Origin of the sequence: Aquihabitans sp. McL0605 (assembly GCF_049993875.1) — a bacterium.
In the GTDB taxonomy this organism is placed as follows: Bacteria; Actinomycetota; Acidimicrobiia; order Acidimicrobiales; family Iamiaceae; genus Aquihabitans.
In genome coordinates this window covers 198,272-218,680 of the sequence record NZ_CP188252.1, presented here as the reverse complement: position 1 = coordinate 218,680, position 20,409 = coordinate 198,272, and the positions used below count along the sequence as shown (strand labels likewise).

The following is a 20,409-nucleotide window of genomic DNA, read 5'->3' as shown; positions in this document are numbered from 1 at the left end:
GCATGGGTGACATCCAGGGCTTTCTCAAGCACGGTCGGGAGCTGCCGGCACGGCGCCCCGTCCCGGTCCGGCTCAAGGACTGGAAGGAGGTCTACGAGCCGTTCGAGGACGGCAAGCTCGAGACCCAGGCCAGCCGGTGCATGGACTGCGGCATCCCCTTCTGCAACAACGGCTGCCCGCTCGGCAACCTGATCCCCGACTGGAACGACCTCGTCTACCGGGATCGCTGGCAGGAGGCCATCGAGCGCCTCCACGCCACCAACAACTTCCCCGAGTTCACCGGCCGGCTCTGCCCGGCGCCGTGCGAGGCCGCCTGCGTCCTGGGCATCAACCAGGATCCGGTCACCATCAAGCAGGTCGAGGTGTCGATCATCGACCGGGCGTGGGACGAGGGCTGGGTCCAGCCGATCATCTCCGACATCAAGACGGGCAAGCGCGTCGCCGTCGTGGGCTCGGGCCCGGCCGGCCTGGCCGCTGCCCAGCAGCTCACCCGCGCCGGCCACGACGTCGTCGTGTTCGAGCGGGCCGACCGCATCGGCGGCCTCCTGCGCTACGGCATCCCCGAGTTCAAGATGGAGAAGCGCCACCTCGACCGGCGCCTCGAGCAGATGGCGGCCGAGGGCACCGAGTTCCGCACGGGCGTCAACGTGGGCACCGACCTCACCGCCGACGACCTGCGCGCCGAGTTCGACGCCGTCGTGCTCGCCGGTGGGGCCACCGCGGCCCGAGACCTGCCGATCCCCGGCCGCGAGCTGGACGGCATCCACCAGGCCATGGAGTACCTCCCGCTCTCCAACCGGGTGCAGGAGGGCGACCTCCCCGCCTCGTCGATCGACGTGGTCGGCAAGCACGTGGTGATCATCGGCGGCGGCGACACCGGCGCCGACTGCCTGGGCACCGCCCACCGCCAGGGCGCAGCCTCGATCGCCCAGTTCGAGATCATGCCCCGACCGCCCGAGGCCCGGCCCGACCACACCCCGTGGCCCACGTGGCCGCTCATCTACCGCACCGCGTCGGCGCACGAAGAGGGCGGCGACCGCGTGTTCTCCGTGAACACCGAGTGCTTCCTCGACGACGGCAACGGCCGGGTCCGGGCGCTCAAGGCCCACGAGGTGGAGATGGTCGACGGTCGCTTCGAGAAGGTCGAGGGCTCCGACTTCGAGCTCCAGGCCGACTTCGTGTTCCTGTCGATGGGCTTCACCGGCCCCGAGTCGTCGTGGGCCACCGAGCAGTTCGGCGTCGAGCTCGACCCGCGCTCCAACATCGCCCGCGACCGCAACTGGGCCACCAACGTGCCCGGTGTGTTCGTCGCCGGCGACATGGGCCGCGGCCAGAGCCTCATCGTGTGGGCCATCGCCGAGGGCCGGGCGTGCGCCGCCGCCGTCGACGAGCACCTCATGGGGCACACGCTGCTCCCGCGCCCGCTCGAGCCCACCACCGGTCCCATCCGCTGAGCCGGTGACCACCCCCATGGCGGTCGGCGGGCCGGCACCCGGGCCGTTCCGGGTGTTCCAGTACGGGTACGACCAGTACGCGTACACGTACGAGCAGCTGTGCCAGATGGCCAAGGACCAGGTCATCAAGCCCGACACCCCCGTGCAGGCCCTCACCGATCACTACGCCTACCCGGTGTCGGCGGTGCCCGGGGTGTTCTCCCAGCGCGAGTTCATCACCACGCTGCTGCTCAGCGTGCTGGTGGGTTCGCTGGGCGTCGATCGCTTCTACCTGGGTGACACCGGCCTGGGGATCCTGAAGCTCGTCACCTGCGGCGGGCTCGGCATCTGGCACATCGTCGATGTGGTGCTGATCGCCACCCGCAAGCTCGGCGACACCGACGGCCGCCCGCTGCGCTGATCACGGGCCCGGGCGCGAAACGGCCCCGGGCGTGCGCCCGGGGCCGTTCGGAGTGCCGGTGCGTCAGGCCTTCGGCGTCGGCTTGAAGATGTCGAGGCTGAAGTCCTGCTTCGGCTGATCGGTGAGGACCACCGTCTTCATCACCTTGTCGGCGATGGTCTGCTGCTTCTCGTCCCAGAGCGGGAAGAACCAGCCGATGTAGCAGATGATCGAGTCGAGGATGTGGGCGATGCCGCGCACGATGCCCATGCCGCCGCCGATGGGCTGGTTGGTCTCGATGCCCACCACCTTGAGGCCGGTGAGCCGCTTGCCGGGCGAGGCGCCCTCACCGTTGAGGAAGGCGATGTAGAACCACGCCAGCGACAGGGCGATGTAGCCGAGCACGCCGACCAGGGTGCCGAGCGCATCGGAGATGGCCCCCAGGATGGCGACGACGATCGCCAGCAGGATGTAGCCCACCACGATGAACGCCCAGTCGATGATGATGGCGATGGCCCGCTGGCCCCACGTGGCGCGAGGTCCGGGGACGCCCGCCAGCCCGCCAGGGGCTCCGTAGGCCGGGGCCGCGCCGTAGGCCGGCGGAGCGCCGTACCCGGGCGGAGGACCGGCGGGCGGCATGCCGGCCGCGGGGTTCGGTGCTGCGCCCGGCGCTTGCTCCGGCGGATACCACTTGCCGTCGGAGGCCTGCCACCAGCCAGGGCCTTGTGAGGTGTCGCTCATGAGTTGTCTGGTTCTCCCGCGTCGAGGGGTTCGAGGTTGGCCGGAAGGGTACCTCTGAAACGACAGGGGGTGGGACGAAAACCCCGTCTGGTCAGGACGACGGCAGTCCGCCGGTGATGATCGTGGTGATCCAGTGGGCGCCGACGAGCAGCACCAGGAGCGCGGGAAGGGCCATCGAGCGCATCCACGCCGCCGGCGGCCGCCGCCGCACCGTGGTGGCCACGTGGGTGGCGGCCAGGACCAGCAGGACGCCCAGGATGGCCACACCGGCGACATCGGCGTGCACGGCCGTGTGGAGCCGGCCGTGGGCGACGGCATCAGCCAGCCGGGTCATGCCGCAGCCCGGGCAGGGGAGCCCGGTCACCGTCCGGAACGGGCACGGCGGGGCATGGATCGAGATGGTCCGGAGGGCGAGCAGGGCGGCGCCGGCGCCGACGCACGCGAGGGCTCCCTGCCCGATGGCGCGAGCGCGGCGGGCATCGGGGGCCACGGCCGGGCCGGTGGGCACCGCGGTGGCGGCGAGGCCCGGATCGTGGGAGATCTCGCGCACGGGGAGGCCTGGCTCCTTCGGGTGGACGGCGCCGGACGGACGCATTCGGGGCCGATTCTCGCACAGTCGGGCGCGATACGTTCGACTGGGGGCGGGCTCGCTGATGCCCACGTCAGCCAGCATCTCGACGCCGCAGCGCCGCCCGGCATGGGCCGTTCGGCCCATATGAGGTCGTGGCGAGGGCCCGGGTGCTCAAGACGGGGCCGAAACGGCCGATCTGAGCCTCGACCGGTGGACCCTTCCGGTCCTCCCCACCCCCGACGAGGACGCCGTGTTCGACGACCTGAAGATCCGCAACAAGCTGATCCTGCTGATGACCGGCCCGATCGTGATCATCTTGCTGCTGTCGGCGTTGGGGGCACGGGACCGGCGCGCCAGTGCGGCGGAGAGCCGCGATGTGGAGACCCTCGTCACCGTGGCCCGCGCCAACAGCGACGTGGTCGATGCCCTCCAGCAGGAGGCGGTCTACAGCTCGGCCTTCGTCGGATCGAACCGCTCGACGTGGGTGAAGGAGCTCAAGGCGGCTCGCTCCAACACCGATGTCGTCCTCGCCCAGGCCCTGCCCGGGCTCAAGGGAGGCCTCGGCGGCACGGACGAGACCGTCCAGTCGGCCGGCGACCTGGCGGTCGGTGCGGCCGACAAGCTCGGGTTCTACCGCGACTCCGTCGACCAGGGCTTCCGGCCCAACCAGGTCAACGAGCTCGTCGTCAACTACGGCGAGCTCGAGGACACCTTCAACGCGGTGAACACCAACATCGGTGACGCCGTCTCCGACCCGAAGGCCGCGTCCGAGCTCCGCTCCGCCGGCGCCCTCGCCGCCTACAAGTCCTCGCTCGCCCGCCAGGGCGCGCTCATCGCCGGTTCGGCCGAGCAGGGCGCGTTCGGCTCCGACACGGCCTACAAGCTGCTCAAGCAGTCGCAGGCCGACGAGGCCAGCCAGCTCTCGCTGCTCAACTCGCTCTCAGGGCTCACCCGCAAGGGTGCCGTGCGCGACGCCCGGGCCACCGACGAGAGCAGCACCTTCGACAAGATCCGTGAGCAGGCGACCGCCGCGGGAGCCACGGGCCGCCTGAACGTCGACGGGAAGGCCATCACCGGCTCGACGAGCGCGGTGATCAAGGACCTCCACACCGTGGAGTCGGCCCTGCTCCAGCAGCTGATCAGCGACAGCAAGGCCGCACGCACCAGTGCGGAGCGGGCCTCGAACCTGTTCCTGATCGCCGCCATCATCGCCATCGCCGGTGCTGCGTTCGCCGCCATCGTCCTCGGACGCCGGATCACCCAGCCGCTGGGCCGCCTCACCGAAGCAGCCGACCGCCTCTCGGGCGAGCAGATGCCGAAGCTCATCGAGTCGCTCAAGAACCCGTCGGAGGACGAGCTCGGCTTCCAGCTGGGCGAGATGACCCCGATCGAGATCAACAGCGCCGATGAGATCGGGCAGCTGGCCCGCTCGTTCAACGAGGTGCAGCGCGTGGCCGGCGAGGTGGCCGAGGAGCAGGCGATCCTGCTCCGCAAGGGCATCGGCGAGATGTTCGTCAACCTCGCTCGGCGCAACCAGGCGCTGCTCGACCGCCAGATCGAGTTCATCGACGAGCTCGAGCGCGGCGAAGAGGATCCCGACCAGCTCGACAACCTCTACAAGCTCGATCACCTGGCCACCCGCATGCGCCGCAACGCAGAGTCGCTGCTGGTGCTGGCCGGCGCCGAGCCGCCCCGCCGTCGCGGCCGCCCGGCCCCGCTGGCCAACGTGGTCCGCGCCGCCCTGGCCGAGGTCGAGGACTTCGGCCGGATCGAGCTCCTCTCGTTCGACGAGGTCCTGGTGGCGTCCAACGCCGCCGCCGACCTCGCCCACCTCCTCTCCGAGCTGATGGAGAACGCCACCAACTTCTCGCCGCCCGAGACCCGGGTCGAGGTGGTCGGCCACCGCACCAAGGCCGACGGCTACGTCATCTCCGTCACCGACCACGGCATCGGGATGTCGGTCGACCAGATCAGCGAGGCCAACGACTCCCTCGCCCGGCCGCCGCTCGTCGGCCTGGCCATGTCCCGCTCGCTCGGCTTCATCGTGGTCGGCCGCCTCGCGGTGCGCCACGGCATCGCCGTGCGCATGATGCCCTCCGCCGCCGGTGGCGTGACCGCCGTCGTGTCGATCCCGCCGTCGCTCGTGGTCGACACGCCCGGCGGCATGGCCGAGCCGCAGCCGACCATCGATGCGCCTGCTCGCCTCAAGCCGGTCCTCGACAGCCCCACCTCGGGCCTGGCCCCGCTGACCTTCGACACGGCCGAGCCCGCTGCTCCGTCCGGCGGCCCGGGCCTGTTCGCCGCACCGGACCCGGCCGAGGCCCCCGCTCCGGCTGCCTCCGCCACCCCCGGTCCCGTCCTGTTCGCGCCGCCGGTCGACGACGCGCCCACCGGGCCCGTCGCCCGGCCGGCCCCCTCGCCGGTCGATCACGGCGCCCTCCCCACCCGGTCGATCTTCGACCTCCCGGCCCGCGACGAGGCCGCCGAGGCCGCCGACCAGGTCGACACCACCGCCATCGCAGCCGAGGTCGACGAGGCCGTGGCCCCCGCCATGCCCGCCGCGCTGTCGTTCGCCGCTCCGGTGGAGGACGCTCCTGAGGCCCCGATCGAGGTGGCACCGGCGAGCGCACCGATCCCGCCCTCCGTCGAGGCGGCCGCCTCCCGGCTGGACGGGCCGCCGCCCCGAGCTCCGCAGAGCAGCCGGCCCTTCTTCCTCGAAGATGCCGAGCCCCCGCGTGCCTTCGGCCAGACGGCTCCCGGAGCGGCGCCGGCTGCAGCGCCCGCAGCTCCGACGGCACCCCGCTTGTTCGGTGGCCCGCCGCCCGCCCCCGCCGCCCCATCTGCACCGGTCGCACCGGTCGCACCAGTCGCACCGCCCGCGTCAAGCGCGCCGGCCGCGCCCGCGCCTCCGCTGCCCGGTCGGACCTCGGCCAACGGTGCGCCCCTCGCGCCACCTCCGCCGCCGTTGGCCTCCCGTCGGGCGCCGTCGCCCGCCGTGCCGCCGGCCGTGGAAGACGCTCCCGAGGCCCTGCCCGAGGCTCTTCCCGAAGCGCTTCCCGATCTCGTGGAGTCGCTCCCGGAGTCCCTCCCGGAGTCCCTCCCCGAGGTTCCGGCCGCAGTCGAGGCCGACGTCGAGGTTGCGGCCGAGGCCGCTCCCACCGCGCCGGTCGCCGACGCGGCGCCGGCCGCAGAGGCTGCTCCGGCGGCCGAGGCTGCGCCCGCAGCCCCCGCCCCGATCACCACCTCGGGCCTGGCCAAGCGGGTGCCCCGCTCCGCCGGCGCCACCCGGGCGATCCCCGGCGCCGAGACCGAACGGGGCGTGGGCGCCACCCGCCGCTCGCCCGACGAGATCCGCAGCATGTTGGCCCAGCACTCCGCCGGTCGCCAGCGTGCCCGAACCCAAGAGCCGGTCCCATCCGGTGCATCCGATGAGAGGGAACTCCATGACTGATCTGAGCGCCGCAGCCAGGAACGTGAACTGGCTGGTCGAGCACTTCGTCGATCACATCCCAGGCGTCAGCGAGGCCGTCGTGGTCTCCGCCGACGGCCTGCCGATGGCCGTCTCCCGGGGCCTCGACCGCGATGCGGCCGACCGCTTCGCCGCGGTGGCCTCCGGCCTCATCGGCCTGGCGTACGGCGCCGCCGGGCGCTTCGGCGGTGGTGCGGTGACGCAGATCATGATCGAGATGGAGAACGCCTTCCTCTTCGTCACCGGCATCAGCGACGGCTCGTGCCTCGCCGTGGTGGCCGCCGCCACCTGCGACGTCGGGCTCGTCGGCTACGAGATGGCGGTCCTGGTCGAGCGGGCGGGTGCGGTGCTCACGCCCGAGCTGCGGCAGGAGCTGCAGGGGGCCCTTCCCCGATGAGCCTCGGCGACGCTGGAGACGGACTGCGGGTACGCCCGTACGCCATCACCGGCGGTCGCACGCGCGCGACCACCGATGTGCCCATCGAGGCCATCGTGTACCGCACCCCCAAGGGGGAGCAGACGGTCAACTCGCTCGCGCTCGAGCGGGGCCAGATCCTCCGGCTCCTCGCCACCCCCCAGTCGGCCGCCGAGATCTCGGCGCGCCTCCGTCTTCCGCTCGGCGTCGCCCGGGTCGTCCTCGGCGACCTGGTCGACGAAGGGTACGTCGCACTCAACACCCGATCGGCCACCGGCCGACCTGATCTCCGACTCCTCGAAAGGGTCCTCGATGGCCTCCAAGCCCTTTGACACGGTCATGACCGACGACGAACCGCCGACCGGGCCCGCGCCCATGCCGGTGAAGATCGTGGTGGCCGGCGGCTTCGCGGTCGGCAAGACCACGTTCGTCGGCTCCATCTCCGAGATCGAGCCGCTCACCACCGAAGCCGCCCTCACCCGGGTCAGCGAAGGGATCGACGACACGTCGAAGGTGGCCACCAAGACCACCACCACGGTGGCCATGGACTTCGGGCGCATCACCCTCGGCGACGATCTCATCCTCTACCTGTTCGGCACCCCCGGGCAGGACCGGTTCTGGTTCATGTGGGACGACCTGGTCCGCGGGGCCATCGGCGCCGTGGTCCTCATCGACACCCGTCGCCTCGAGGAGTGCTTCCCGGCGGTCGACTACTTCGAGGAGCACCAGATCCCGTTCGTGATCGGCATGAACTGCTTCGACGGCCAGTCGACGCACTCGCCCGACGACGTCCGAGAGGCGCTGGCGGTGTCGGGCGACACCCCGGTGCTGCTGATCGACGCCCGTGAGCGCGAGTCGACCCGGGACACGCTCCTCGAGCTGGTCCAGCACGCCCTCGTCCGCGCCACCGCCTGAGCATCGAGGTTCGGGCCAAGAGCGGGCTGACCTGCGAACCGATGGGCCGACCCTCCCCTCATCAGCCCCGAAATGGCAGCACGTGTGCCAAGATGTCGGCGCCGGGATCCCCCTGTCGGCGCGAGGTCCACTGAATGCAGCCCTTCCCCCTCACGATCACCACGGATGCGGCCGACGGCGTGACGACGCTGCGCCTGGTGGGTGAGATCGACCTGTCGTCGGCCCACCTGATGGTCGACAGCATCGATGATGCGGTCGAGGCGGGGGCGACCATCGTGGTGCTCGACTTCGCCGGGGTGACGTTCGTGAACTCCACCGGGCTCGGTGCCATGGTCGCCGCCACCAAGCGGCTCCGCGCCGACGGTGGCGACCTGATCCTGCGCCAGTTCCGGGGCATCCCCGCCTCGGCCCTGGCCACCACCGGTCTCGACCGGTTCTTCACCATCGAGAGCTGACCGTCCCAACGGGGACGGACCGCCCGACAGGGCTGACCGCCCGACAGGGACGGACCGCCCGAAGGCGATCGCCCGCAGGGGAGACCCGGACCCCGCTTCGAGGGGTGGAGGGTCAGCCGATCTCGGCGTCGGTGGGCCGATACTCCCGCAGGCGGGGGAGGGTGGGCCCGCCGAGCCGCTCCGGTCGGGGCCGCGGCTCGTTGAGATCGATGTCGGCATCGACCGGGGCCCCCAGGAGCGGCGTCGGCGCCGGCGGCGCATCGAAGACGCTCACGGGAGCGGTGGAGCGGGGCGCCTCGGCGACCGGTGGCGGCGCTGCGAACTCGAGCGGACCGATCGACGGGCGACCGGCCGGAGCCGCCACGGCGGCGGGGGTGGGCGCAGGCGCCGGAGCGTCGAAGAAGGGGTTGCCCGCCGGGGCGGCTGGAGCGGCCACGGGCGCCAAGTCGAGCGACGGGCGGTCGACCACCCGAGCGCCAGGCGGCTCGAGCACGTGGTCGAGCGTGGTGATGTTGAACGGATCGACCTCGTGGCGGCTGAGGATGGCCTCGAAGTCCTCGCCTGGGACCGGGCGGGACATGACGTAGCCCTGGGCCAGCTTGCACCCGAGCCGGCGCAGCCACTGCAGCTGCTCGGGGCGCTCGACGCCCTCGGCCACGGTGACCATGCCGAGCGCCTGGGCCATTCCGACGACGTGCTCGACGATCGCCCGGTCCTCGGGGCTGGAGTCGACGCCGTCGATGAAGCTCTTGTCGATCTTGAGCATGTCGAGGCTGAAGCGGCGGACGTACGAGAGCGACGAGTAGCCGGTGCCGAAGTCATCCAGGGCCAGCTTCACGCCGAGCGCCTTCGCCTGGCGCAGCACGGCCCAAGCCGAGCTCACGTCGTGCATGAGCGCCCCCTCGGTGATCTCCAGGTGGATCTGGCCGGCAGCGATGCCGGCGTTCTGGAGCGCGGCGGCCACCTTGTCGCCGAAGTCGAGCCGGGCCAGCTGGCGGGCCGACACGTTGATCGTGATGGTGGGGGCCTGCTGGCCGGCGCAGATGGCGGCCACCCGGGCGGCCTCGCGGCAGGCCTCCTCGAGCACCCAGGTCCCGACCGGGACGATCAGACCCGTCTCCTCGAGGATCGGGATGAACTCCGCCGGCGACATCGTCCCGCGATCGGGGGAGATCCAGCGCAGGAGCGCCTCGGCGCCGACGATCCGCCCGGTGGCCATCTCGACCACCGGTTGGTAGTAGAGGTGGAACTCGCCGGCCTCGAGGGCGTCGCGGATCTGCTCCTCGGCCGTGGCCGGGGTGAGGGTGCCGGTCATCGAGCGGTCGAACACCGTGACCTGGCCCGACCCGTGCGCCTTGGCTTGGTACATCGCCACGTCGGCGTCGCGGAGGACGTCCTCGGGCTTGACCCCGCGGTGCTCGGCGAGGGCCACACCGACGCTTGCGGAGATCCGCATCGTCTCGTCGCCGATGGTGAAGGGCTGCTCGATGATCTCGATGACCCGGTGGGCGAGCTTCTCGGCGGTGTTGGCGCTGTTCACCTCGGGGCACAGCACGACGAACTCGTCGCCGCCGAAGCGGATGACCCGGTCCTCGGGCCGGAGCATGGTCCGGAGCCGGTCGGCGACCGAGCGCATGAGGCGGTCACCCACCTCGTGGCCGTGCGTGTCGTTCACGTGCTTGAACTTGTCGAGATCGACGAACAGGACCGCGGCCTGGCTGTTCTTGCGCTGCGACGCCTGGATGTCGGCCGCGAGCCAGTCGGCGAGGAGCATCCGGTTGGGCAGGCCCGTGAGCGCGTCGTGGAGCGAGAGCCGGACCAGTTCCCGGCGGACGCTGATGGCGTCGCGGTAGCGGCGCCGGGCGAACACCGTGGTGGCCACCGGGACCAGGATGAACAGGGCGAACAGCCCGTTCAGGTTGAGGTCGGTGTTGGCGCTCGTCCAGTCGATGGCGCGATCGAACAGTCGGAAGGCCATCGCCACGGTGGCGATGGAGACGCAGATGACGGCGAGGACGGCGAGCTCGGTCGCGGCTCGGCGTTCTGGTGCACCGGTCGCTCCGGTCTTGGCTGTGGATCGTCTCTTGATGGCTCGCACCCCCGAAACAAGGCCCTCCGGCCCCCTACACGTGCGCTCCTATCGGCATGGGGAGCTCGACGTTGAGGTTCCGCAGGTCATCGGGGCCGCGTCGAGGTGGCGCACTGCCACCACGGGCGCCGCCATCGGGTTCGCAGAGGTACTTGGGCCCCGCCCAGCGACACGTCGTCGAGGTAGGGGAAGGGGAGAGCCCGGCGAACCACGCCGAAATGCCGGTGCTCCTGTTGGACATCGGCCGCTCCGACGGAGATGTGAGGACTTCCGGAGCGGGTGGACCTGGCCGGCCCGTGGGCCGGAGGTGGCTCAGGCCGGCCGGCCGGCCCGCAGGCTGGGGCGCCCGAGGGCTTCGTCGACCAGGACCTCCATGATCCGGGTGGCGGTGTTGCTCCAGGTGAACGTGCCCGCGTGGGTGAGGGCACCGGCGCTGAGACGGGTCCGCAGCTGCTCGTCGGTGGCGATCCGGGCCAGCTGGCGGGCCAGGTCGGCGTCGTCGTCGACGAGGAGGCCGCTCCGGCCCTCGGCGAGGGCGTCGATGTGGCCGGGGATCCGGGTGGCGACGGCGGGCGTGCCGCAGGCGGCGGCCTCGGTGAGCGTCATGCCCCAGCCCTCGCGCACCGACGACGAGGCGACGGCCCAGGCCGATTGGTAGGTGGTGACCAGCTCCTCGTCGCTCACCCGGCCGGCGAAGCGCACGTACGAGCCGGCGTCGAGCTCGTCGACCAGCGCCTCGAGGTCGGCCTTGTCGGGCCCGGTGCCCACCAGCACCAGCTCCAGCTCGGGAGCGGAGCGGCGGGCGGCCACGACGGCCCGGATCAGCCGGTCGAACCGCTTCACGGGGACGAGGCGGCCGACGCCCACGATGAGCGGGGTGGTGCTGCGGGTGCCGCCGGGGCGGAAGTGCGGATCGACGCCGGGCGGGACGACCTCGACGAGGCGATCCTTGAACCCGACCTCGAGCATCTCCTCCTTGGAGGAGGGCGACAGCGTGACCATCCGTGAACCGCGGTAGATGCGCGGGGCGACGTGGCGCTCGAGGGCGTCGCCCACCCGAGCCAGGTTGGGCGGCAGCACCATCTTCCACATGTCGGCGTGGATGTGGTGCAGGAACACGACCCGGGGGCCCGTGGCCCACACGGGGGAGAAGAACGGCATGCCGTTCCAGATCTCGACCAGGGCGTCGCGCTTGCCGTAGCGGTGGGCGGCCTCGCTGGCAGCGGCACGGGGGAACACCAGGTAGCGGCCCGCCTTGCGGATGACCTCGTAGCCGTCGCGGCGGACGCGAGGCGGCTGGCCCTGGGCGTAGGAGGTGCGCATGACGACCTCGATGCCGGCCTCGGACCACAGGCGCGCCACCTCGGCCGCATGGACCTCGGAGCCGCCGGCCTCGACATCATCGAGGTCGCGCCAAGCGAGCATGTGGATGCGCCGGATCCCGGCGGCGGCGGCGAGGTCGCCGAGCTTCTGGCGTGGGTCTGGAGTGTCGGTCACGGTTGTCCGGGTGGCGGGGCAGGGAGAGGGAGTGAAGTACGCTGCTCGCCGGTCGATGCCCTCGGAAAGGGCACTTCGGCACCCTAGTGCCGGCCACCCGTCGCAACCCCTCACCCCGGCTGCAAACCCCTGCCTGGAGGCCCTGTTCCCATGCCCACCACGCCCGCCACCACCTTCGATGAGGTCCAGGCGGTGGTCGCCGATGTCGAGGGCTGGATGACCCCTGGGCAGGCTCGGCGGCTCTGGACCTGCGCCCGGACGGTCCGCCCGGGCCGCACGATCGTCGAGATCGGCTCGTTCCGCGGCCGGTCGATGATCGTGCTCGCGTCGGCCGCCGAGGCGGGCGTCGACCTCGTCGCCATCGACCCGCACGCCGGCAACGACCGCGGCCCCCACGAGTTCGAGGGGTTCGAGGAGCAGGCCGCCGACGATCACGACGTCTTCATCGCCAACCTCGAAGCCGCGGGCATCCGAGACAAGGTCCGCCACGTGCGCAAGTTCTCGCACGATGCCCTGGTCGACGTCGAGGGCGAGATCGACCTCCTCTACATCGACGGCGCCCACCGCTTCACCCCTGCCCTCGACGACATCCGCCGCTGGAGCGCCAAGGTCCGTCCCGGCGGAGACCTCCTCATCCACGATTCGTTCTCCTCGGTCGGCGTCACCGGGGCCATCGCGGTGTCGCTGCTCGCCAGCTCCGACTGGCGCTACCTCGGCCGGTCGGAGTCGATGACGCACTACCGCAAGGAGTCGCTCACCAGCCGGGAGCGGGTGCGCAACATCGGCCGGCAGCTCGCCTCGCTGCCGTACTTCGTGCGCAACCTCCTCATCAAGGCGCTCATCTTGGCCAAGCTCGGTTCGCTGACGCAGCCCCTCTTCGGGCACGACCCCGCCACCTGGCCCCACTGAGCCCATGACCTCCCTCTCGATCGTCATGCCCGTCTACAACGAGCGCGTGACGCTGCGCACGGCGCTCGATCGGCTGCTCGCGGTCACCATGCCGGTCGACACCGAGATCCTGGTGGTCGACGACGGCTCCACCGATGGCTGCATCGAGCTCATCGACGACCTGGTCGCCTCGGGGGCGGTCACGCTCTACGTCCAGAACCCCAACCAGGGCAAGGGCGCCGCCCTGCGCCGAGGCATCGCCGAGGCCACCGGGGACCTGCTCACCGTGCTCGACGCCGACCTCGAGTACGACCCCCAGGACTTCCCGTCGCTGCTGCAGCCCATCCTCGACGGCGACGCCAACGTGGTCTACGGGGCCCGGTCCTACGGCGGCCACGCCGCCTACTCGTTCTGGTTCGTGCTGGGGAACAAGATGCTGGCGCTGTGGGCATCGTTCCTCTTCGATGCCTGGCTCACCGACATCGAGACCTGCCTCAAGGTCGCCCCCACCGAGCACTGGCGCAAGGTCGATCTGAGGTCGAACGGCTTCGGCATCGAGGCCGAGCTCACCGGCAAGCTCCTCGCCATGGACGAGCGCATCTTCGAGGTGCCGATCTCGTATCGGGCCCGAGGGCGCGAGGACGGCAAGAAGATCCAGTGGACCGACGGGGTGGCGGCACTGTGGATCCTCGCCCGGATCCGGTTGCGCGGGAGGTGACCTCCCCGGCGGGGGCGGGTCGCCGGCCGGTGGCCATCCTCGCGCTCGATGGGCTCCGCGGGGTCGCCGTGCTGGCGGTCCTGGTGGCCCACCTCGGGGAGTTCGTCGTACCCGACCTGCACGGCTGGCTGCTGCCGGGCGGGTTCCTGGGCGTCGACGTCTTCTTCGTGCTCTCGGGGTTCCTGATCGCCGGCCTGCTGGCCGACGCCGCCCCCCGGGTCCGCATCGGTCGGTTCTGGGGCCGGCGGCTCGGACGCCTCCTGCCCGCGCTGGCGCTGCTCGCCGTCGGCTACCTCGTCGTCGTGGCGCTGGCGTTCAGCGATCCGCTCGCCCGGCCGCTCAAGACGTTCGCCTGGTCGTTCGGACTGGTCTCCAACTGGCAGCTGAGCTTCGGCGTGCAGCCGCCGCTCGACCTCCTGCACCTGTGGAGCCTGTCGGTGGAGGCGCAGTTCTACCTGGTGGCCCCGCTGGCGGCCTGGGCCATCGTGAGGTGGCGGTGGTCGTGGCCGGTGGTGTCGGGGCTGGTGCTGCTGGGGATCGTGTCCTCCGCCTCGCTCCGCGCGCTGGAGTGGAGCTGGTGGGCCGATCCCGGGAAGGTGTACACCCGCACGGAGGCCCGGTTCGATGCGATCCTCGTCGGCGTCCTGCTGGCCCTGGTGTGGCGCCACGCCCCCCACCTCGTACGGGCGTTCGGGCGCACCGCGCCGCTCGGGGCGCTGGGGCTGATCGCCTGCGCCCTGTTCGCCAACCCCGGCGATGCCTGGCTCTTCAACGGTGGCTTCACGCTCGTGGCCCTGCTCACGGCCTCGGTCGTCGCCGGCGCGGTGGCGGCGACCGGCCCGGTCGACGCCGGGCTCGGCTGGCGGCCGCTGCGCCTGGCCGGGCGCATGAGCTACTCGATCTACCTGTGGCACCTGCCGATCTTCCTGTGGGTGGTCCGCTGGTCCGGCGACTCCGGCTCGTGGCTCGGCGGCATCGGCGACCATGCCGCCGGTCGCATCGCGGTGGCCCTCGGCCTCACCGCGATCGCCGCCACCGGGTCGTACCTGATCGCCGAGCGTCCGGTCCTCAGCCGCCGCCGCGGCGCCATGTGGCAGCAGGAGACCGCCCACCACGTCCCCGAGCCCTCGGTCTGACCCTCGACCGCAACGGTGAGGCGACGCACCTTCCGAGGCGGGATCAGCGGCAGGCGGTGAGCTCGGCGCCGGGAGCGACGATCGTCCACGGGAAGCGGGCGCCGAGCTCGGCGTCGGCATCGTCGGGGAGCCGCAGTGACTGCGTGGTGCCGGCGGGCACCACGGCCAGGCCCACCGCAGGCTGCTCCGAGATGCGGCCCAGGCGGACGGGGGCATCGGTGGCCCCGGCGGTGATGGCCACCGTGGACCCGGCGGGGACCTCGAGCTGGTCCGAGGTCGACCCGGAGGTGGTGCAGCCGTCCACGGCGGGCTCGAGGTGCAGCCCGAGGTCGTCGACGAGCTCCCGATCGGCGAGGTCTCGTTCGGTGCCGCCCGGTCCGAGCTGATCCGGGGTGAGGTCGTGGATGGGGGAGCCGTAGGCATCGACGGCGTCGTGGTACGCGCCGACGGTGACCGGGAGCATCGACAGGGGGAGGATCCGCTTCTGGTCGCCGCCACGGCCCAGCTCGGCGGCCAGGAGGTGCACGCGCACGGTGTCGGCGTACTGGGCGACGCCCTGGTCGTGATCCTGAAGGTCTCGGACCAGCACCACGGCGTTGGCCAGCACCAGGGCGGCGAGGGCGACGACGACGAGCACGTGGACCCGGCGGCCGCGCAGGCAGGCGAACGCGGCGGCGAGCAGGTAGACGATGTTGACCCAGAGGTAGCGCCCGGTGTCGGGCGGGATGCGGGGGATGATGCCCACCCGGCTGAACGCGGTGAGCCCGGTGAAGGCGAGGAACGCCACGAGCGCGCTGACCACCCGGGCGTCGAACGTGCCCCAGCGCCACGCCGCCACGAGCAGGCCCACGAAGGCGACGAACACCACCGCGCCGATGGCCCGGTTGGTGGCGCCGGCGGCCCAGAACGTGGCCTGGATCTCGTGGCGGAAGTAGGTGAGCGTGTCGCCGAGCGCGCCCTTGCCGCCGGCCGACTCCGACCAGACCACGTACCAGCAGGCCCAGAGGCCGACCGGGACCGCATGGGGGAGCCAGCGGCGCAGCGGGGCCCGCTTCCACGCCAGCTCGGTGGCGATGGCGATGGCGGTGACCACCCCGAGCCCCGATGACGCGAGGGCGATGCCCAGCAGCACCGCCGACAGCACGTTGCGGCGGGGCGTGTCGACCTCGAGCAGCCACCAGCAGCCGACCGTGGCGGCCAGCGGGATCGTGAAGTTGATGAGGAACGGGAACGTGAGGTTGAACCCGGCGACCGACAGCCACAGCAGCAGGAGGGTGCCGAGCACGGCCACCAGCGGAGGGGCCTGGCGCCGGCCGTACGCATAGAGCACCACGCCGAACCCGAAGTAGCAGGCCAGGCCCACCACCCGGTACGGGCCGTAGTGCTCGAGCCCGATGACCTCGAACATGAACCGGAAGATGCCGACCGGGATGATCGACAGGTGGCCGTTGAAGGGCTCGAGGAGCTCGCCGTGGGCGTACCGGGTGATGATGTTCCAGTCGTCGCTGAACCACCACAGCTTCCGGCCGAGCCGCCACGCCACCACCGCCTGCACCACGATCGAAGCGGCGAGGATGCCGTCGGCCAGCCGCAGGAACGGCCGGGCCTCGTTGGCGGGGACGACGGGCTCGGGCGCTTCGGTGCCGGGCGCCTCGGTGTCGGTGGTGGTCATCGCGTGGAGATGGTGGCGCTCCACCGGGCGCTGAGCCGCTGGATCGGGGCCTCGACCAGGCGGTACGTGAGCAGCGAGATGGCGATCGAGGCCGAAAGGATGGCGATGTAGGCGGGCCAGAACGCCGAGTTGAAGATCTGGTGGCGCAGCAGCGCGTAGTACTCGCCGCCGATGAGCTGGTGCCAGAGGTAGATGCCGTAGGACGCCAGCCCGAGCGCCACCATCACCGGCGTCGAGAGGAACCAGCGGATGCGGCCGACGCCCTGCGGCCCGAGCACCGCCGGCGCCAGCACGAGCAGGCCCACCACGCCGTAGAGCGTGGTGCGGGTGAACAGCTGGCTGTCGGTGTAGGTGAGGTGGTCGGGGTGCAGGCCGAGCTGGGTCGACACCACCCAGAACGCCACCGCGGCGCCGCCCCAGCAGATCAGGGGCAGGCGCCGGTGTCCGGTCCACGACGGCGCCCCCTCGGGCCGCAGCTCCCAGGCCACGGTGGCGAGCGCCAGCGCCATGCCCATGGCGAACAGGTCGAGGTTGTACGGGAGCCAGGTGGTGATCATCCCGCGGGTCTCGCTCGTGGGGCCCGAGGCGAGGGCGACCACGGCCTTGGTGATCAGCGAGATGACCGCCAGGCCACCGAGCGACCAGGCGACGAGGCGGATGCGGGCCGCAGGTGTGGCGATCCGGCGGGCGGCGATGGCCAGCAGGGCCGCGAAGATCGGGAGGAAGACGTAGAAGCTGACCTCGGTGCCCAGGCTCCACGCCTGGCCCACCGGCCCGATCGCCGTGCTCGGGTGGTAGATGTGCGTGAGCGTGGCGAAGGCGAACAGGTGCACCGGTGACGGGAACGAGCCGAAGCGGTCCGGATCGAGCTGCTGCGATGAGTTGATGGCGATCTGGATCCCGAGCACGAGCAGGTAGAGCGGGAAGATCCGCAGGAAGCGGCGCAGCAGGTAGGGCCGGACGGCGGGTCCGGGCCGGTGGTTCACCACCGCCCGGGCGAACGGACGGAAGAGCAGGTACCCCGACAGCACGAAGAAGATGGCGACGCCGATGTCGAGGCGGGGGAGCAGGGGCTGGAGGAAGCCGGCGCCGCGTCCGGGGCGAGCCGCGCCGGTGGCGATGGCGACGTGCGAGGTGAGCACCGCGATGGCCGCGATGGCGCGCACGCCGTCGATGTTGGGCAGGTGGCGGCGGGGGCGGGCCGGCTCGACCGTCACCTCGGCAGGGCTCGTGGCGGCCGTCGTCTCGACGCGGGTCTCGGGGGCGCCGGGATCGGCGTCTTCGGGTACGGTGGCGGGGGCCGTGGCGACGGGGCTCGCCGCCGCCGATCGACCGAGGCCGGCCGGCGCGTCGGGTACGAGGGGGCTCATGGTCCCCGCCAGGAGCCCACCGCCCGCGCCGGTGATGAGCTCGGACTCCTTGCGCCGGGGGATGGCCGCGTTGAGGAACACGGCGGCGAACAGCACGATCACCGGTTCGGCGGGCGCTCGGTACCGGGTGCCCGCGAACGTGATCACCACCGCGAAGATCACGGTGGCCACCACGGCCAGCAGCGGATAGATCAAGTAGCGCTTCCGCCGGGCGATGAACGCCCCGAAGATGGCCAGGGGCGCGAGCGTCCAGTAGCCCCAGGCGGCGAGCTCCGCGACGGTCCGCGGGCGCGCTTCGCTGAACGAGTCGAAGTCGATCTGCTGGGCGCCGCGGTACACCCCGGTGATGCGCCCCAGCCGGGCCAGGACCACCTTGGGCAGCTCGGACTTGTGCTCCTTGACGTAGGACCGGACGGCCTCGCCCATGTAGAGCGAGCGCTCGGACTCCTCGTTCTTGTTCAGGCCCCGCGCTTGGGCGGCCTCGTCGATCGGGATCTGGCAGTTGTACGACCAGTAGCCGAGGAACTGCCCCGAGTACGTGTCATCGCAGTTGGACACGGCCTGGGTGATGTCGAGCCCCGCCGAGAGGTACACCGGGTGGTCGAAGCGCGAGAGGTTGTAGCCGACCCACGGGCCGATGAGCACCAGGGCGCCGAGGCCGGCCAGCACGAGCTTGCCGAACCGCGGCCACCACGGGTCACCCCGGGGTGCGAGGCAGAGCGGCACCGCGACGAGCGGGGCCAGCAAGATGAGCTCCGAGCGCGACAGGGCCGCCACCGCGATGGCCAGGCCCATGACCAGGGCTCGCCGCGGCGTGCGCGACTCGGAGAACCGGTAGGCGGCCAGGAGGGCGAGCAGGCCGAAGAAGATCGCCGCGGTCTCGCTCATGACCATGCCGTCGTTGACCCAGAGCTGCGGGTAGAGGGCGGCGAGGGCCGCGGCGATCAGGCCGACGCGATCACCGCCGAGGCGGCGGCCGAGCAGCCCGCACAGGGCCACGGAGCCGGCGCCGAGGAGGCACGACGCCAGCATGTGCCAGACCGGGGTGCCCAGCCCGATCAGGGTGAAGAACGCCAGGTAGAGCAGGTAGACGGGCGGGTGCGAGGCCGCCTGCATGTGGATGCCCTGGTCCCACTGCTGCGGGGCGACGAACCCGTGGCCGTCGACGAGGAGCTGCGCTCCCCGGTGGTAGTAGTACGAGTCGCCGGCGCCGAGGTCGATGTGGCGCTGCACGGTGAGGACGAACCCCCAGCGCAGGGCCAGCCCGGCCAGGGTGATCACCAGGAGCCAGAGGCGGAACCGCTTCGAGCGGGCCGGCCCGGTGGTGGGGCTCTCGGTGGGCTCCTCGACGACCGGCTCGGCGAGCGCGTCGGGGATCGCCTCACCGGCGACGACGGTCACGACCGCGGCTCCGCGTCGCCGGCGGGTCGGGGCTCGGCCAGGCCGACTGGGGCCGCGTCGGCAGGGCCGCGGTCGGCGGCCGGGTGCCCCGCAGCCTCGAGGTCGGCGCGCAGCAGGGCCACCTCCTCGGCGAGGACCCGCAGGCGGTCGTCGGCGCGCGACACCTCCCACGACAGGTGGACGCTGACCAGGAACAGGAACGCCACCGACAGCGAGAGGATGATGACCGGCGGGTACGAGATGCCGAGCCTGGTGGAGAGCCGGTCGAGCAGGCCGGGGAAGACCGCCAGCGGCACGAGGGCCACCACGATGGCCAGCCACAGGAGCGAGTAGCGGCTCCGGAGCTTGTCCCGGCGCACGCCGGAGATCGTGAACACGAGGGCCGCCACCACCACGGCGGCCAGGAAGACGTGGGCCGTCCCCGAGACACCGCCGGGCTGCACCGCGGTCTCGGCGATCACCGAGTCGAGGAAGCTCACGCCACGGCCCCGTCGACGGGGGGACGACGGCCGGCGTGGGTCAGCAGCGTGACGACCAGCCGGAGGTAGTGGTACGCCAGCTTGAGGTGCTGCTGCGACGCCTGGCCGCCGGTGCGCTGGTGCATCGGCACGGACACCTCCACCACCCGGTACCCGCCGTACACGGCGTTGAGGAGCGCCTCGACGCTCTCCATGTACTCGCTGGGGTAGGTGGTGGCGAAGTGCCCCAGCATCGGCCTGCTGAAGGCGCGGAACCCGCTCGACGTATCGGTGAAGCGGCGCCGGGTGAGCAGCCGGATGAGCCCCTGGAGCATGCGCATGGCCCGCTTGCGGGTGCCGCCCACCTCGTAGCCGCCCTCGTCGATGAAGCGCGACCCGATCACCAGGTCGGCGCCCTGGTCGAGGCCGGCGAACAGCACGTCGAGGGCTTCGGGCTCGTGCTGGCCGTCGGCGTCGAGCTGGGCGGCGCGGTCGTAGCCGTGCAGGACGGCATAGCGGAACCCGGTGCGCAGGGCGCCGCCGATGCCCAGGTTGAACGGGAGCGAGAGGACCACCACGCCCTGCTCGCGGGCCACAGCGGCGGTGGCGTCGGTGGACCCGTCGTCGACCACCACGACATCGTCGTCGGGGCGGGAGGCGCGCAGCCGCGCCAGCACTGCGGGCAGGCTCGCGGCCTCGTTGTACGCAGGGATGATCACGAGGGTTCGCATGGGGTCCTCCGGGTGGTGCTGGCCGGACGGCGCGCGGACCCGGGGCTTTG

The 20,409-nt window shown here is 71.9% G+C and carries 18 protein-coding genes; 10 read left to right on the top strand and 8 right to left on the bottom strand.

The genetic code is table 11. From position 1 onward, the window contains the following. Window positions 1-2: 2 nt before the first annotated feature. Both ACPPVX_RS01005 and ACPPVX_RS01000 read left to right on the top strand, forming a co-directional pair. Complete coding sequence (locus tag ACPPVX_RS01005; RefSeq protein WP_426573017.1) at window positions 3-1,454, top strand: glutamate synthase subunit beta; 1,452 nt, start codon at window positions 3-5, stop codon at window positions 1,452-1,454. 4 nt (window positions 1,455-1,458) lie between these two features. Beyond that, entirely contained in the window at window positions 1,459-1,854 is a 396-nt protein-coding gene (locus ACPPVX_RS01000) for a TM2 domain-containing protein (protein ID WP_426573016.1), read from the top strand. Between the two features lie 63 nt (window positions 1,855-1,917). Here ACPPVX_RS01000 and ACPPVX_RS00995 read toward each other — a convergent pair whose 3' ends face one another. Together ACPPVX_RS00995 and ACPPVX_RS00990 are read right to left on the bottom strand one after the other, a co-directional pair. After that, complete coding sequence (locus tag ACPPVX_RS00995) at window positions 1,918-2,574, bottom strand: RDD family protein (RefSeq protein ID WP_426573015.1); 657 nt, start codon at window positions 2,572-2,574, stop codon at window positions 1,918-1,920. 91 nt (window positions 2,575-2,665) lie between these two features. After that, window positions 2,666-3,124: a DUF2752 domain-containing protein gene (locus ACPPVX_RS00990; protein ID WP_426573014.1), complete on the bottom strand. Its 459-nt coding sequence runs from the start codon at window positions 3,122-3,124 to the stop codon at window positions 2,666-2,668. A gap of 271 nt (window positions 3,125-3,395) precedes the next feature. Here ACPPVX_RS00990 and ACPPVX_RS00985 point away from each other — a divergent pair, with 271 nt between their 5' ends. The 5 genes from ACPPVX_RS00985 to ACPPVX_RS00965 all read left to right on the top strand — a co-directional run bounded on the left by ACPPVX_RS00985 (window position 3,396) and on the right by ACPPVX_RS00965 (window position 8,399). Next, on the top strand, window positions 3,396-6,596 hold the full coding sequence (locus ACPPVX_RS00985) for a nitrate- and nitrite sensing domain-containing protein (protein WP_426573013.1): 3,201 nt from the start codon (window positions 3,396-3,398) through the stop codon (window positions 6,594-6,596). Then, window positions 6,589-7,011: a roadblock/LC7 domain-containing protein gene (locus ACPPVX_RS00980; protein WP_426573012.1), complete on the top strand. Its 423-nt coding sequence runs from the start codon at window positions 6,589-6,591 to the stop codon at window positions 7,009-7,011. The genes ACPPVX_RS00985 and ACPPVX_RS00980 overlap by 8 nt, the downstream gene beginning before the upstream one ends. After that, window positions 7,008-7,361 (top strand): DUF742 domain-containing protein, encoded by a 354-nt coding sequence (locus ACPPVX_RS00975; protein WP_426573011.1) that lies wholly within the window; start codon window positions 7,008-7,010, stop codon window positions 7,359-7,361. Before ACPPVX_RS00980 ends, ACPPVX_RS00975 begins: the two co-directional genes overlap by 4 nt. Window positions 7,362-7,368: 7 nt before the next feature. Further along, a complete protein-coding gene (locus ACPPVX_RS00970) occupies window positions 7,369-7,944 on the top strand; it encodes a GTP-binding protein (protein ID WP_426574969.1) in 576 nt (191 codons plus the stop codon). A gap of 134 nt (window positions 7,945-8,078) precedes the next feature. After that, window positions 8,079-8,399 carry an STAS domain-containing protein gene (locus ACPPVX_RS00965; RefSeq protein WP_426573010.1) on the top strand — a complete coding sequence of 107 codons (321 nt, stop codon included), beginning with the start codon at window positions 8,079-8,081 and terminating at the stop codon, window positions 8,397-8,399. 112 nt (window positions 8,400-8,511) lie between these two features. On the opposite strand, the gene ACPPVX_RS00960 is transcribed toward ACPPVX_RS00965, so the two are convergent. Both ACPPVX_RS00960 and ACPPVX_RS00955 read right to left on the bottom strand, forming a co-directional pair. Then, window positions 8,512-10,377: a putative bifunctional diguanylate cyclase/phosphodiesterase gene (locus ACPPVX_RS00960; RefSeq protein WP_426573009.1), complete on the bottom strand. Its 1,866-nt coding sequence runs from the start codon at window positions 10,375-10,377 to the stop codon at window positions 8,512-8,514. Window positions 10,378-10,800: 423 nt separating this feature from the next. After that, complete coding sequence (locus ACPPVX_RS00955; RefSeq protein ID WP_426573008.1) at window positions 10,801-11,985, bottom strand: glycosyltransferase family 4 protein; 1,185 nt, start codon at window positions 11,983-11,985, stop codon at window positions 10,801-10,803. Between the two features lie 150 nt (window positions 11,986-12,135). Between ACPPVX_RS00955 and ACPPVX_RS00950 the strand changes: the two genes are divergently transcribed. Genes ACPPVX_RS00950 through ACPPVX_RS00940 form a run of 3 tightly spaced genes read left to right on the top strand, consistent with a single transcriptional unit; the run spans window position 12,136 to window position 14,727 of the window. Further along, a complete protein-coding gene (locus ACPPVX_RS00950) occupies window positions 12,136-12,894 on the top strand; it encodes a class I SAM-dependent methyltransferase (protein ID WP_426573007.1) in 759 nt (252 codons plus the stop codon). A gap of 4 nt (window positions 12,895-12,898) precedes the next feature. Continuing rightward, on the top strand, window positions 12,899-13,591 hold the full coding sequence (locus tag ACPPVX_RS00945) for a glycosyltransferase family 2 protein (protein ID WP_426573006.1): 693 nt from the start codon (window positions 12,899-12,901) through the stop codon (window positions 13,589-13,591). 29 nt (window positions 13,592-13,620) lie between these two features. Further along, window positions 13,621-14,727, top strand: a complete 1,107-nt coding sequence (locus ACPPVX_RS00940; RefSeq protein WP_426573005.1) for an acyltransferase family protein — start codon at window positions 13,621-13,623, stop codon at window positions 14,725-14,727. Between the two features lie 43 nt (window positions 14,728-14,770). Here the strand turns inward: ACPPVX_RS00940 and ACPPVX_RS00935 are convergent, their stop codons facing one another. Genes ACPPVX_RS00935 through ACPPVX_RS00920 form a run of 4 tightly spaced genes read right to left on the bottom strand, consistent with a single transcriptional unit; the run spans window position 14,771 to window position 20,359 of the window. Beyond that, window positions 14,771-16,399, bottom strand: a complete 1,629-nt coding sequence (locus ACPPVX_RS00935) for a hypothetical protein (protein WP_426573004.1) — start codon at window positions 16,397-16,399, stop codon at window positions 14,771-14,773. Next, window positions 16,396-19,170 (bottom strand): acyltransferase family protein, encoded by a 2,775-nt coding sequence (locus ACPPVX_RS00930; protein ID WP_426573003.1) that lies wholly within the window; start codon window positions 19,168-19,170, stop codon window positions 16,396-16,398. Before ACPPVX_RS00930 ends, ACPPVX_RS00935 begins: the two co-directional genes overlap by 4 nt. Beyond that, window positions 19,167-19,649, bottom strand: coding sequence for a DUF2304 domain-containing protein (locus tag ACPPVX_RS00925; protein ID WP_426573002.1), 483 nt, complete (start codon window positions 19,647-19,649; stop codon window positions 19,167-19,169). The genes ACPPVX_RS00930 and ACPPVX_RS00925 overlap by 4 nt, the downstream gene beginning before the upstream one ends. After that, a complete protein-coding gene (locus tag ACPPVX_RS00920; protein ID WP_426573001.1) occupies window positions 19,646-20,359 on the bottom strand; it encodes a glycosyltransferase family 2 protein in 714 nt (237 codons plus the stop codon). The genes ACPPVX_RS00925 and ACPPVX_RS00920 overlap by 4 nt, the downstream gene beginning before the upstream one ends. Window positions 20,360-20,409 lie beyond the last annotated feature (50 nt).